The organism is Bradyrhizobium sp. 76 (assembly GCF_023073025.1).
Classification (GTDB): domain Bacteria; phylum Pseudomonadota; class Alphaproteobacteria; order Rhizobiales; family Xanthobacteraceae; genus Bradyrhizobium.
Genome location: NZ_JADPIS010000103.1, coordinates 517,562 through 530,149, shown reverse-complemented (window position 1 = coordinate 530,149; position 12,588 = coordinate 517,562). Strand labels below are relative to the sequence as shown.

Below are 12,588 nucleotides of genomic sequence, written 5' to 3'. Positions count from 1 at the left end.
AGGGCATGCAATCTCAAACGATTCGCACGCCCCAGAAGCGTATCACGGCACCAGCTTGTAGCCACCGGCTTCCGTGACCAGGATTTCCGGGTTGGCAGCGTCCTTCTCGATCTTCTGGCGAAGCCGGTAGATGTGGGTTTCCAGCGTGTGGGTGGTGACGCCGGAATTGTAGCCCCAGACCTCCTGGAGCAGGGTCTCGCGCGAGACCGGCATCTGGCCGGCCCGGTAGAGGAAGCGGAGGATCGCGGTTTCCTTCTCCGTCAGCCGGACCTTGCGCGCGTTGGCGGCGGTCAGCATCTTGGAGCCGGGCCGGAAAGAGTAGGGGCCGACCGAGAACACCGCGTCCTCGCTGGCTTCGTGCTGCCGGAGTTGGGCGCGGATGCGCGCCAGCAGCACGGCGAAGCGGAAGGGTTTTGCGACATAATCGTTAGCGCCGGATTCCAGCCCCAAAATCGTGTCGGAATCGGTGTCATGCCCGGTGAGCATGATGATCGGAGCCTTGAACCCGCCCTTGCGCAATGAACGGACCACTTCGCGGCCATCCGTGTCGGGCAGGCCAACATCCATCAGGACGAGATCGGGGGCATTGGCCTTCGCGGCGCTCGCGCCCTTGGCGCCGGTATCGACCGCGGAGGCTTCAAATTCTTCGTGCAGCGACAATTGCTCCACCAACGTATCGCGCAGATCGGTATCGTCATCCACGATCAGGATCTTGCGGGCATTGGCCATAGGGGGTCATCCTTTTGGGGTCCGGCGCGGCGCGCATCCATGCTGCACCCAGCCGAGAGGGAAGTTTAGGGGTCGCCGTTATTATTATTGTTCGTCTTGAAGTAGTGGGCTGTTACCGATTCACAAGCCAGAACCACTCTAACCCAGAATAGCAGGCCGTTTTGATGAATGTCCTGTAATGAATTCGACATCGCACGTTCACATGAAAACTAAAGCTGCTTCAGCTAGTTACACCATGAACCGAAGCGCCGGGCCGCTCTCGGCGATCCGCGTTAAGGCTGCCGCCGGGAATCCGCGCCGGGGCTGGCTGACCGCGGGAGCGCTGACGATTCCGGTGGCGCTCGGACGCGGCGGCATTCTGGCGAACAAGCGCGAGGGCGATGGCGGCACCCCGAGGGGCAGCTTCCGTCCCAGGCGATTGTGGTGGCGGGGCGACCGGCACAGCCGCCCGCAGACCTTCCTGCCGGCCCGGATCATCACCGGCGAGGACGCCTGGTGCGAGGATCCCAAAGACCGTCATTACAATCAGGGGATCCGGCTCGGCGAGGGGCAGGGCGGTGACCGGCTCAAGCGGGCCGACCATCTCTATGACTTCATCATCGAAATCGACCACAACACGAGGCCGCGGATCGCCGGCCGTGGCAGCGCGGTGTTCTTGCATCTGGCTCGCGACAATTTCGGCCCGACCGCAGGCTGCGTCTCGATGACCAAAGCGGCGATGCGACAATTGCTGCGGCGGCTGGGACCAAAAACAAAAATCATCATTGGGTGAGGACACATGCTCGACAGGGATCAGATCGCCGCCGCTTCGCAGGTCCTGATCAAACATTGGCGCGACGGCACCAAGCTTGACGCGCTGGAGCCACGGTTGCGGCCACAGAGCCGCGCCGAGGGTTATGCCGTGCAGGCAGCGCTCGGCGGGCCCTTGTTCGGTTGGAAGATCGCGGCGACGAGCGAGTCCGGACAGAAGCACATCAATGTCGCGGGACCGCTGGCCGGCCGGATCATGAGCGACACCGTGATCGCCGATGGCGGCACCGCCTCGATGAAGGGCAACGCGATGCGCGTCGGCGAACCCGAGTTCGCTTTCCGCATGGGACGCGATCTGCCGCCGCGCGCGGCGCCGTATACTGTCGACGAGGTGCTCGCCGCCGTAGACAGCTTGCATCCTGCGATCGAGATTCCCGATTCGCGCTTTGCCAATTTCGCCGGCGCCGGCGAGGCGCAGCTGATCGCCGACAACGCCTGTGCGCATCTGTTCGTGCTGGGCGCAGCGACGAATGCGAACTGGCGCGCCATGGATCTCGTCGAGGAGCGGCCGCAGATCACGTTGCGCGGCCAGCGTTATCTCGGCCACGGCAAGAACGTGCTCGGCGATCCCCGCATTGCCCTGGTCTGGCTGGCCAACGAGCTGCGTGGCCTCGGCATCACCTTGCGGGCAGGAGAGGTGGTGACCACGGGCACGTGCCATCCGCCGCTGCCGATCCAGGCGGGTGATCAGTTCACGGCGGATTTCGGCTTGCTGGGGACGGTTTCGGTGAGTTTCTCTTGAGCCGCCCCATACACCGCCGTCATTGCGAGCGCAGCGAAGCAATCCAGAGTCCCTCTACGGAAAGATTCTGGATTGCTTCGCTACGCTCGCAATGACGAGAGTTCCTAGGGGGCCCCTGCCATCAATGACGACTCTCACCGGTGCCCGAAGATCGCACTTCCCACCCGCACATGGGTGGCGCCGAGCATGATCGCAGTCGCATAATCCGCGCTCATGCCCATAGAGAGCTTCTTCAATCCATTGCGCGCGGCGATTTTGGCGGTCAGCGCGAAATGCGCGGCCGGCGGCTCGTCCACCGGCGGGATGCACATCAATCCCGAGATCGTCAGTCCATAGGTGTCGCGGCAGCTCGCGATGAAAGCATCGGCCTCGCCGGGGGCGATGCCCGCCTTCTGCGGCTCCTCACCGATATTGATCTGGACGAACAATTCCGGGTGCTTGTTCTGGGATTCGATTTCCTTGGCTAACGCCTGGCAAATGCTCGGGCGGTCGACCGAATGGATGGCATCGAACAGCGCGACCGCCTCTTTCGCCTTGTTGGATTGCAGCGGCCCGATCAGATGCAGTGCGATACCGGAGTAAACAGAAGTTAACGCAGGCCACTTGCCCTTGGCCTCCTGCACGCGATTCTCGCCGAATACGCGCTGTCCGGCGTCGATGACCGGGCTAATTGCATCCGCAGCGAAAGTTTTCGACACCGCGATCAGCGTCACGGAGGCACGTTCGCGCCGAGCATCCCTGCAGGCGCGTGCGATTTCGACTTCGACCGCGGCGAGCGCGTTTGGTGAATGGCCGGTTAGCGGCGCGGCGTTGGCTTCAGTCATGATGTCGCATCGGAGCTGGTTGTTGCGGAGCTAGTTCCAATTTTACCGAGTTCAAGAAAGAGTTTTTGAACCCTTTGCTTTACCTTAGCCGCGGGGTGGGCAGCGCAGATGGCAAACGTCAGTTTCAACCGCAAACGAGCGAAACTCAAGCAGGTTCTCGGAATCCGGGCGCGGCTTGCGCTGCTCGCGGTGATTCTGGTGACGCCTTTGATGTTCGAGCGCATCCGTTCGCTCGAAGACACGCGCACGCGGCAGATCGCGCAGGCCACGGCCGAATTCACCACCGTTGCAAGACACAGCGCCGACGCGCAGCGCGAGGTGATCTCGTCGGTCGAGACCATCCTGAAGTCGGAAGCCTTCATCCGCGCCTCCGCGGGCGGCATCAGCAAGAGCTGCGACGTGCTCCGCGCGAGCCTGCCGTCGAACCTTCCCTGGATCCGCACGCTTCTGATCGCCGGCCAGGACGGACGCATCCAGTGCGCCACCAACAACATGTATGTCGGCCTCGACCTCAGCGACCGGCCTTACTTCCAGCAGGCGCAGGAGACCGGCCGCTTCGTGCTGAGCGACTTCATCCTGTCGCGCCCCGTGCCGACACCGACGGTCATGGCGGTTTACCCGGTGTCCGCCTTCAGCGGCGTAGCGGATGCCGTCGTGCTCGCCACCGTCAACCTCGACTGGATGTCGAAGGTCATGAGCAATCTGGGTGGCCGCGCCGGCATCACGGCCGTGCTGGTCGACAGCGCGGGTACCGTGCTGGCCGCACCGGCCGACCAGCACAGCGCGATCGGACGTCCGCTCGACAACATGCCGCTGATGTCCGCGATCGCCGACAAGGCGCTGAGGTCTGACCAGGACGAAGGCTCACTCTCTTTCCTCGCAGCCGACGGCTCCCGCCGCGCGGTCAGCTTTATCCGCATCGCCGGGACCAATGCCCGCCTGATCGCGAGCATCGACGAGGACAAGGTGTCCGCCGCCGTGAGCCGCGACATCCGCACCGCCTATCTTCAGCTCGCTTTCGTCGTGCTGTTCGTGCTGCTCGGGGCACTGATCGCAGCCGAGAAACTGGTGATCAAGCCGATCAGGATGCTCGCCGACATGGCCAAGCGTCTGGGCGAGGGCGATCTGTCGGCGCGTGCCGCGCGCAATCGCCTGCCGTCCGAATTCGTGCCGCTGGCCCGCGCGTTCAACGCGATGGCCGCGCAGCTCAGTCAGCGCGAACGCGAGCTGATGGCGAGCAATGACCGGCTCACGGTGATGGCCTCGATCGACATGTTGTCGGGGCTCGCCAACCGCCGCGGCTTCCAGAGCCGGCTCGACTTCGAATGGATGCGCGCGCAGCAATATGGCAGCGACCTCGCGCTTCTGATGATCGACGTCGACCATTTCAAGCTGTTCAACGACACCTATGGCCATCTCGAAGGCGATTCCTGCCTGACCAGACTCGGCGAGTCGCTGTCCGGCATCGCCGCCGACACGATGGGCTTCGCGGCCCGCTACGGCGGCGAGGAATTCTGCCTGTTGCTGCCGAACACCGACGTGGCGCGCGCCGTCGAAATCGGCGAACAGGCGCGCGCGGCCGTGCTGAAGCTGTGCCTGCCGCACATCACCTCCGACCACATGATCGTCACCGTCTCGATCGGCGTTGCCGCGACAAAGCCCAACGAGAGCTTGCGTCCGGGCGATTTGATCGAAGCCGCCGACGCCGCGCTCTACGCCGCCAAGCACCGCGGCCGCAACAACGTCGTCGAGCACGGCATCACGGTGATCGACAACGGCGCGGCGGAAATGATGATGGCGGGTTGAGCGGCACGACCGCAAGGCTATCGCGAAGATATCGTTTCGAGACTGCGCTCCAGCTTTTGCGAGAGGTCGGAGATCGACGGCGCATTTTGTCCGCCCTTGACCGGAGGATGAATCTTCGTTGGAGGACCCTTCGTCAGGCTGACGCGCTTGAGGAAATTGTTTGTATTGTCGCTACTCATCATCTGCTTGAGAGGGATAAAGCCGATTCCCTCGGGAAAAATGAGCCTGATCGAATCGGTATCGCTGTTGAGCTCGGAGAACCTCATCGTAATCAGATAAGTCTGCTCGTCCGTCTGCTTGAAGTCATATGCATAGGGCTGAATTCGGATCTGCTCGGCAGAGTTGGTGGTGTATGGCCTGCTTACGCTGTCATCCGATGCAACGAATTGAACCAAGGCTTCGACCGTCCAATAAGGACGCTGAAGACCTCGCACATACTCGATCGTCGGCTCGAGGAACTTGAAGAAGCCGAGCGCCAGAATGGCGAAGTAGAAACCGGCCGCTCCGCCCGCTTTCACTGCGACTCCCAGTATCTTCCATTGCGTATCAACCGGCGAGTTGGGAAACAGCCGGTAGATCATAACCGCTGGAAGCAGCGGTACGACCGCCCAGAAGATGTAGGTGATGCACAATGCGAAGAGCAGGACGACGTCCCGGCTGAGCAACTCGTTCATTCGCCAATCCTCCAGTATTTGGAGCGACTTGTTTCGCAATCTTATTGAATGCCCAGTTTCTTGAAATCGTCGGCGACGGTGCTACTGATCGCCTTTGCGGCATCAATATCTTCACGGCCGCCGGCACGATCGCCAAGCTTCAGCTTGCTAATACCGCGGCCATAGAGAGAGTTCTCATCCTTCGGGCTCATATTGAGCGCCCGATCGTAGTCCTCGATGGCCTGGGCCAGATTTCCCGACTTGAGATTTACAAGACCGCGGCTATTCGACGTGACGGCGTTGTTCGGCCGCAATGAAAGCGACCTGTCACAGGCATAGAGTGCCGATTTCAGCTGATCTATGACGCCAAGAGCCCAGCACAGATTGTTCCATGTCTCGGGGTCGTTCGGGTTCAATTGTGAGGCTTTGGCGTAGTCGTCCGCAGCTTGCTTGTATTCCTCTCTCTGGTCGTGAACGTACGCGCGCCCGAAAAATGCGCCCGCGGATTTAGGGTCGAGCGCGATCGCTTGACTATAATCATTGAGCGCCAAGTCGGTTTGCTTCTTCAAACGATGGGCTCGACCTCGTCCAATGTAGGGATTTGCATAGGTTGGAGCGAGCTCAATCGCGCGGTCGCAATCCCGCAGCGCCTTGTCCGCGTCTTTCAAGCTGTTGTAGGCCGAACACCGGTTATTCAGGGCGTAGACGAACGTGGGATCGAGGTCGATCGCCGCGCTGAAGTCCTGGATCGCACGATCTAGGTCATGCATTCTCAGGTAGATCAAGCCCCGATTGTTAAGTGCCTGAGCGCTCTTACTGTCGAGTTTGAGGACCTGCCCGTAGGCTTCGATTGCATGCCCGTAGTCTTCTACGGACGAATAAGAGAGAGCGACACCGAAGAGCGCAGCTATTGAATTCTTGTCGAGCGCGATGGCGCGCTCGTAGTCTATGATTGCCTGACTATGCAGATTTTTCAGGCGGTAGGCGTTGCCCCTGCTCACGAAAGCGCTTGTGTAGTTTGCGTTCAGGTTGATGGCGTTATCGCAATCTTCGATCGCGCGATTGAATTCGCGCTTTCTGACGTAGACGGCACAGCGATTGCTGAAAGCATTCACATATTGCGGGTCAACCTTGATTGCCTCGCCGTAGTCCTGGATTGCCTTGTCGAAATCATTTGCTCGGCTGGCGAGAAAGCCACGGTTCAGGTAAAGGACAGCCAGATCGTGGCCCTGAATGCTCCCCGACTTGATCGCGGCAGTGCACGCATCAGGCGAGGCGAGCGGGTCGACCTTCTTGCAGGTCTCGACGTCGTCGGCGGCCGCGCAGACTCGACTCGCCAGCAGAACGGCTAGCCAAGCCCACCGCCTGAGATTTTGACGCACCGCGCAAATCAGCACTTCCGGGCTCCCTGGTCGATGCCCGTCCCACGCGAATACTCCGCCTGAACTGCAGCTAAGGATCGCCGGGGCGAGCCTCTGCGGAAACCGTCGTGGTCACGCAAATTATTGTGGCCACTTCAGCTATCGTCGTCGCTGCCGAGGCGAAAACCAGTAACACTCTCAAAAATCGCTTCATGACGTACACACAGGTGAATTACTACTGAAGATTGTGGTCCTGGCGCCGTTGGTTGTCAATACTCCTCCGTTGACCCCACCGCCGCTTCTGTGGCCTAGTCCGCCGTCTTTAAACGGCCAAATCCACGAAAACCCAACGATTCCATGACCTCCGAACGCTACAACGCCCGCGACGCCGAACCGCGCTGGCAAGCCGCCTGGGACCAACAGGCGATCTTCGTCTCCAGGAACGACGATCCGCGGCCGAAATATTATGTGCTGGAGATGTTCCCCTACCCGTCGGGGCGCATCCATATCGGCCATGTCCGCAATTACACGCTTGGCGACGTACTGGCCCGCTTCATGCGCGCCAAGGGTTTCAACGTGCTGCATCCAATGGGCTGGGACGCTTTCGGCCTGCCGGCCGAGAACGCCGCGATCGAGCGCAAGGTCGCGCCGAAGGCCTGGACCTACGACAACATCGCCGCGATGAAGAAGCAGCTCCGCTCGATCGGGCTGTCGCTGGACTGGAGCCGCGAGATCGCGACCTGCGATCCCAGCTACTACAAGCACCAGCAGAAGCTGTTTCTGGACTTCCTGCGCGAAGGCCTCGCCGAGCGCGAAAAGCGCAAGGTGAACTGGGACCCCGTCGACATGACCGTGCTCGCCAACGAGCAGGTGATCGACGGGAAAGGCTGGCGTTCGGGTGCCGTTGTCGAGCAACGGGAAATGAACCAGTGGGTCTTCAAGATCACGAAGTACTCGCAGGAGCTGCTGTCGGCCCTGGATACACTGGATCGCTGGCCCGACAAGGTGCGGCTGATGCAGCGCAACTGGATTGGCCGCTCCGAGGGGCTGTTGATCCGCTTCGCGCTCGACGCGGCGACGACGCCGGCCGGCGAGAGCGAGCTGAAGATTTTCACGACGCGCCCGGACACGCTGTTCGGCGCGAAATTCATGGCGATCTCGGCCGATCATCCGCTGGCACAGGCGGCCGCCGCCAAAAACCCTGCGCTCGCCGCGTTCATCGGCGAGATCAAGCGGATGGGCACAGCGCAGGAGATCATCGACACCGCCGAGAAGCAGGGTTTTGACACCGGCATCCGCGCGGTCCACCCGTTCGATCCCTCTTGGAAGCTGCCGGTCTATGTCGCCAACTTCGTGCTGATGGAATACGGCACCGGCGCCATTTTCGGCTGCCCCGCCCACGACCAACGCGACCTCGATTTCGTCAACAAGTACGCTCTCGGCAACACGCCGGTGGTGTGCCCCGAAGGCCAGGATCCCAAGAGCTTTGTCATCACCGATACCGCGTATGACGGTGACGGCCGCATGATCAATTCGCGCTTCCTCGACGGTATGACCATCGATCAGGCCAAGGACGAGGTGGCGAAGCGTCTCGAGACCGAGCTGCGCGGCAACGCCCCGGTCGGCGAGCGTCAGGTCAATTTCCGCCTGCGCGACTGGGGCATTTCACGCCAGCGTTATTGGGGCTGTCCGATTCCCGTCATCCACTGTCCGAAGTGCGACGTGGTGCCGGTGCCGGATGCCGACCTCCCCGTGGTGCTGCCGGAGGATGTGAGCTTCGACAAGCCAGGCAATGCGCTCGATCATCACCCGACCTGGAAGCACGTGACCTGTCCGCAATGCGGCGGCAAGGCGCAGCGTGAAACCGACACCATGGACACCTTCGTGGATTCGTCCTGGTACTTTGCGCGCTTCACCGATCCCTGGAACGAGAACGCGCCGACGACGCCAGAGGTCGCCAACCGGATGCTGCCGGCCGACCAGTATATCGGCGGCGTCGAGCACGCGATCCTGCATCTGCTCTATAGCCGCTTCTTCACGCGCGCGATGAAGGCGACCGGGCACATTGCACTGGACGAGCCGTTCGCCGGCATGTTCACGCAGGGCATGGTGGTGCACGAGACCTACCAGAAGGCCGACGGCACCTACGTCCAGCCGGTCGAGGTGAAGGTCGAGACCGGCGCCAATGGCCGCCGCGCCACGCTGCTGACGTCAGGCGAAGACATCCAGATCGGCCCGATCGAGAAGATGTCGAAGTCCAAGAAGAACACGGTCGACCCCGACGACATCATCGAGACCTACGGCGCCGACGTCGCGCGCTGGTTCATGCTGTCGGATTCCCCGCCCGAGCGGGACGTGATCTGGAGCGATGAGCGCGTCCAGGGCGCCTCGCGCTTCGTGCAGCGGCTGTGGCGGCTGGTGAACGATTCCGTGGAACACGGCAAGAGTGCGCCGGCGGCCCGGCCGGCCAGCTTCGGCCCGGACGCCATCGCCTTGCGCAAGGCCGCCCATGGCGCGCTGGACAAGGTCACGACCGGGATCGAGCGGCTGCACTTCAACGTCTGCCTCGCCCATATCCGCGAATTCAGCAATGCGTTTGCGGACGTCTTGCAGCGTCCCGGCCAGCCGGCCCCAGATTTGGCGTGGACGATCCGGGAGGCCGGCCAGATCCTGGTCCAGCTGTTCTCCCCGATGATGCCGCATCTGGCCGAGGAGTGTTGGCAGGTTCTCGGCCACAGCGGGCTGGTTTCCGAGGCCGATTGGCCCCAAATCGAACGCGATTTGCTGGTTGAAGACAGTGTGACCCTGGTGATTCAGGTCAACGGCAAGAAGCGGGGTGAGGTCACAGTTGCAACAGCGGCCGAGAATCCGGAAATCGAGGCTGCCGTTTTGGCCCTCGATGCGGTAAAACTGGCCCTGGACGGCAAGCCCGTCCGCAAGGTGATTATCGTCCCCAAGAGGATCGTGAATGTTGTCGGCTAGGATCCGCATCGCAGCCCGCTTGCTGGCGGTCGCCGCACTGGCGGCCATGACGGCCGGCTGCTTCCACCCGATGTATGCCGAGCACACCGACGGCACGCCCGGCCTGCGCGAGAAGCTGATGGGGGTCGATCTACCCCCGATCGCCAAGTCCAATGCCTCGCGCGAAGCCCGCGTCGGCGTCGAGGTTCGCAACGCGCTGGCCTTCAGGCTCTATGGCACCGCCACCGGCATGCCGCCGACCCACCGCCTGGAGATCCGCTTCACGAGCGGCAAGTCGTCGTTGATCGTCGACCCCAACACCGGCCTGCCGAGCAGTGAAAACTACGGCCTCGACGCCCAGTACAATCTGATCGAGGTCGTCAGCGGCAAATCGGTGATGACCGGCACCACCTTCTCCCGCGTGACCTACGACATGCCCGGCTCCTATCAGCGTTTCAGCCGCAACCGCGCGGTACGTGATGCCGAGGATCGTGCCGCCAACGAGATCGCCGAGAACATCACGACTCGCCTCGCCTCGTTCTTCACCGCGGGCACTTAATTCATCCCGTCATCCCGGTTCGCCCGGACTGACGAATCCCAGGCACCATGGTCGCGCTGCGCGGAAAAGAGATCGACGCCTATCTCGCCCGCCCCGAGGCGGGCCGTCCGATCATCCTGCTCTACGGTCCTGACGCCGGACTGGTCCGCGAACGTGCGGATGCGCTGATCGCCTCGGCTGTCGACGATCCCAACGATCCGTTCTCGCTGGTCAAGGTCGATGGCGACGAGCTCTCCGCCGAGCCGTCGCGCCTCGTCGACGAGGCCATGACGGTGCCGCTGTTCGGCGGCCGCCGCGCCATCCGCGTGCGCGCCGGCTCGCGCAGCTTTGCCAGTGCTATCGACACGCTGGCGGAGATGGGCGTCAGGGATTGCCGCATCGTGATCGAGGCCGGTGAGCTGCGCCCGGAATCGCCGCTGCGCAAGGCCTGCGAACGCGCCAAGACGGCCGTCGCGATCGCTTGCTATCCCGATACCGAGCGCGACCTCGCCAAGCTGATGGAAGACGAGCTCCGCATCGCCAATTTGCGCATCGCGCAGGACGCCCGCGCGGCGCTGATGTCGTTCCTCGGCGGCGACCGGCAGGCCTCGCGCAACGAACTGCGCAAGCTCACGCTCTATGCCCACGGCAAGGGCGAGATCACGCTGGATGACGTGATGGCCGTGGTCGCCGATGCGTCGGAGCTGAAACTCGATCCGATCGTCGATGGCGCCTTCGCCGGCCGGCCCGAGATCGTCGAGAACGAGTTTGCCAAAGCCATGATCGCCGGCACCTACCCCGGCGTGATCATCTCCGCGGCGCAGCGCCAGGCGGCGTGGCTGCACAAATCGGCGCTCGCGATCGCCGACGGCACGCCCGCTTCCGCCGTGCTCGACAGCGGTTATCCGCGCCTGCATTTTTCGCGAAAGCCCGCGGTCGAAACCGCACTGCGTAATTTCAGCGTGGCGCGGCTCGCCGTCATCATCGAGCAGCTCGCGACCGCCGCGCTCGACACCCGCAAGCAATCCACTCTCGCCGCCGCCATCGCCCAGCGCACGCTGATGGCGATCGCCGCAAACGCGAAGCGGCGGGGCTGAGCTTCCCGCTCTGTCCGCTCGTCATTGCGAGGAGCCCTTGCGACGAAGCAATCCAGAATCTCTCCGCGGAAAGATTCTGGATTGCTTCGCTGCGCTCGCAATGACGTGTGGATCGGCATGAGGTCCTGGCTTTCGCCAGGAGGACACCAAGCGGCTACAGCGCGCCCTTCGCCAGCCGCCGCATCACCTCGTCGAGCTGATCGAGGTTGCGGTAGTTGATCTGCACGGAGCCACCGGGATCGCGGTGGCTCACCGTGACCTTGAGCCCGAGCGCGTCGCTGACGCGCTTCTCGAGGTCGACCGTGTCGGGGTCCTTTTCCTTCGCCCCCGTGCGCGCCTTCTGCCGCTTGCGCTCCGGCACGCCCTCTTCATGCGCCAGCGCCTCGGTCTGGCGGACGTTGAGGCCTTCGTCGACGATGCGCTTGGCAGCCGCGAGCGGATCAGGCACGCCGATCAGCGCGCGGGCATGACCTGCGGTCAGCTCGCCGCTCGTGATCAAGGCCTGCACCTCGGCTGGAAGCTTCGTCAGCCGCATCATGTTGGCGATGTGGCTGCGGCTCTTACCGACGACTTTGGCAATGTCGTCCTGGCTGCGTTTGAACTCATTGGCGAGCGCGTGATAGCCGAGCGCCTCTTCCATCGGGTTGAGGTCTTCGCGCTGCACGTTCTCGACGATCGCGAACTCCAGCGCATCGCTGTCACTGATGTCGACGGGAACGATCGGCACTTCGTGCAGGCCGGCCATTTGCGACGCGCGCCAGCGCCGCTCGCCGGCGATGATCTCGAAGCGGTCCTGCGCACCCTTCACCGGGCGGACCACGATCGGCTGGATCACGCCGTGCTGCCTGATCGAATCGCTGAGCTCCCTGAGCTCGCCTTCCGAAAAGGTGCGGCGCGGGTTGCGCGGATTGGGCTTGATGAACTCGATCGGCACCTTGCGTTGCGCGCGCGGGCGATCGACATGCTGAGCCTCGCCGCCGACGTCACCGATCAGACTCGCAAGACCCCGGCCCAGTCGCGAACGCGCTTCGTCGGCCATCGCCAGCTCCCTTGGATTCACGGTGCAG

At 62.8% G+C, this 12,588-nt stretch carries 11 protein-coding genes; 6 read left to right on the top strand and 5 right to left on the bottom strand.

The window, feature by feature from the left end; genetic code table 11:
• Positions 1 to 42: 42 nt before the first annotated feature.
• A complete protein-coding gene (locus IVB48_RS28820; protein WP_007598630.1) occupies positions 43 to 729 on the bottom strand; it encodes a response regulator transcription factor in 687 nt (228 codons plus the stop codon).
• Positions 730 to 964: 235 nt separating this feature from the next.
• Between IVB48_RS28820 and IVB48_RS28815 the strand changes: the two genes are divergently transcribed.
• Both IVB48_RS28815 and IVB48_RS28810 read left to right on the top strand, forming a co-directional pair.
• The gene (locus IVB48_RS28815; RefSeq protein WP_245286341.1) at positions 965 to 1,501 is read left to right on the top strand and encodes a L,D-transpeptidase family protein; all 537 of its coding nucleotides are present in this window, start codon (positions 965 to 967) and stop codon (positions 1,499 to 1,501) included.
• Positions 1,502 to 1,507: 6 nt separating this feature from the next.
• Positions 1,508 to 2,281 carry a fumarylacetoacetate hydrolase family protein gene (locus IVB48_RS28810; protein WP_247405205.1) on the top strand — a complete coding sequence of 258 codons (774 nt, stop codon included), beginning with the start codon at positions 1,508 to 1,510 and terminating at the stop codon, positions 2,279 to 2,281.
• A 134-nt stretch (positions 2,282 to 2,415) separates the two neighbouring features.
• On the opposite strand, the gene IVB48_RS28805 is transcribed toward IVB48_RS28810, so the two are convergent.
• Positions 2,416 to 3,105 carry a YggS family pyridoxal phosphate-dependent enzyme gene (locus IVB48_RS28805; RefSeq protein ID WP_247405203.1) on the bottom strand — a complete coding sequence of 230 codons (690 nt, stop codon included), beginning with the start codon at positions 3,103 to 3,105 and terminating at the stop codon, positions 2,416 to 2,418.
• A 108-nt stretch (positions 3,106 to 3,213) separates the two neighbouring features.
• On the opposite strand from IVB48_RS28805, the gene IVB48_RS28800 reads away from it, so the two are divergent.
• Positions 3,214 to 4,911 (top strand): diguanylate cyclase, encoded by a 1,698-nt coding sequence (locus IVB48_RS28800; RefSeq protein WP_247405201.1) that lies wholly within the window; start codon positions 3,214 to 3,216, stop codon positions 4,909 to 4,911.
• A 17-nt stretch (positions 4,912 to 4,928) separates the two neighbouring features.
• On the opposite strand, the gene IVB48_RS28795 is transcribed toward IVB48_RS28800, so the two are convergent.
• Both IVB48_RS28795 and IVB48_RS28790 read right to left on the bottom strand, forming a co-directional pair.
• A complete protein-coding gene (locus IVB48_RS28795; RefSeq protein WP_247405199.1) occupies positions 4,929 to 5,585 on the bottom strand; it encodes a hypothetical protein in 657 nt (218 codons plus the stop codon).
• 41 nt (positions 5,586 to 5,626) lie between these two features.
• Complete coding sequence (locus tag IVB48_RS28790) at positions 5,627 to 6,961, bottom strand: tetratricopeptide repeat protein (protein WP_247405197.1); 1,335 nt, start codon at positions 6,959 to 6,961, stop codon at positions 5,627 to 5,629.
• A 321-nt stretch (positions 6,962 to 7,282) separates the two neighbouring features.
• Between IVB48_RS28790 and leuS the strand changes: the two genes are divergently transcribed.
• The 3 genes from leuS to holA are packed head-to-tail and all read left to right on the top strand — an operon-like array spanning position 7,283 to position 11,521.
• Positions 7,283 to 9,907: a leucine--tRNA ligase gene (gene leuS / locus IVB48_RS28785; RefSeq protein ID WP_247405195.1), complete on the top strand. Its 2,625-nt coding sequence runs from the start codon at positions 7,283 to 7,285 to the stop codon at positions 9,905 to 9,907.
• A complete protein-coding gene (lptE, locus tag IVB48_RS28780; protein WP_027566256.1) occupies positions 9,894 to 10,445 on the top strand; it encodes an LPS assembly lipoprotein LptE in 552 nt (183 codons plus the stop codon). Before leuS ends, lptE begins: the two co-directional genes overlap by 14 nt.
• A gap of 47 nt (positions 10,446 to 10,492) precedes the next feature.
• The gene (holA, locus tag IVB48_RS28775) at positions 10,493 to 11,521 is read left to right on the top strand and encodes a DNA polymerase III subunit delta (protein WP_247405193.1); all 1,029 of its coding nucleotides are present in this window, start codon (positions 10,493 to 10,495) and stop codon (positions 11,519 to 11,521) included.
• A gap of 154 nt (positions 11,522 to 11,675) precedes the next feature.
• On the opposite strand, the gene IVB48_RS28770 is transcribed toward holA, so the two are convergent.
• Positions 11,676 to 12,560, bottom strand: coding sequence for a ParB/RepB/Spo0J family partition protein (locus IVB48_RS28770; protein WP_247405190.1), 885 nt, complete (start codon positions 12,558 to 12,560; stop codon positions 11,676 to 11,678).
• Positions 12,561 to 12,588: the final 28 nt, after the last annotated feature.

Excerpts from the sequence above, each read along its gene's own strand:
- IVB48_RS28815 (WP_245286341.1), top strand. The coding sequence starts at position 965 with ATGAACCGAAGCGCCGGGCCGCTCTCGGCGATCCGCGTTAAGGCTGCC.
- lptE (WP_027566256.1), top strand. The coding sequence starts at position 9,894 with ATGTTGTCGGCTAGGATCCGCATCGCAGCCCGCTTGCTGGCGGTCGCC.
- leuS (WP_247405195.1), top strand. The coding sequence starts at position 7,283 with ATGACCTCCGAACGCTACAACGCCCGCGACGCCGAACCGCGCTGGCAA.
- IVB48_RS28770 (WP_247405190.1), bottom strand. The coding sequence starts at position 12,560 with ATGGCCGACGAAGCGCGTTCGCGACTGGGCCGGGGTCTTGCGAGTCTG.
- IVB48_RS28820 (WP_007598630.1), bottom strand. The coding sequence starts at position 729 with ATGGCCAATGCCCGCAAGATCCTGATCGTGGATGACGATACCGATCTG.
- IVB48_RS28810 (WP_247405205.1), top strand. The coding sequence starts at position 1,508 with ATGCTCGACAGGGATCAGATCGCCGCCGCTTCGCAGGTCCTGATCAAA.
- holA (WP_247405193.1), top strand. The coding sequence starts at position 10,493 with ATGGTCGCGCTGCGCGGAAAAGAGATCGACGCCTATCTCGCCCGCCCC.
- IVB48_RS28795 (WP_247405199.1), bottom strand. The coding sequence starts at position 5,585 with ATGAACGAGTTGCTCAGCCGGGACGTCGTCCTGCTCTTCGCATTGTGC.
- IVB48_RS28805 (WP_247405203.1), bottom strand. The coding sequence starts at position 3,105 with ATGACTGAAGCCAACGCCGCGCCGCTAACCGGCCATTCACCAAACGCG.
- IVB48_RS28800 (WP_247405201.1), top strand. The coding sequence starts at position 3,214 with ATGGCAAACGTCAGTTTCAACCGCAAACGAGCGAAACTCAAGCAGGTT.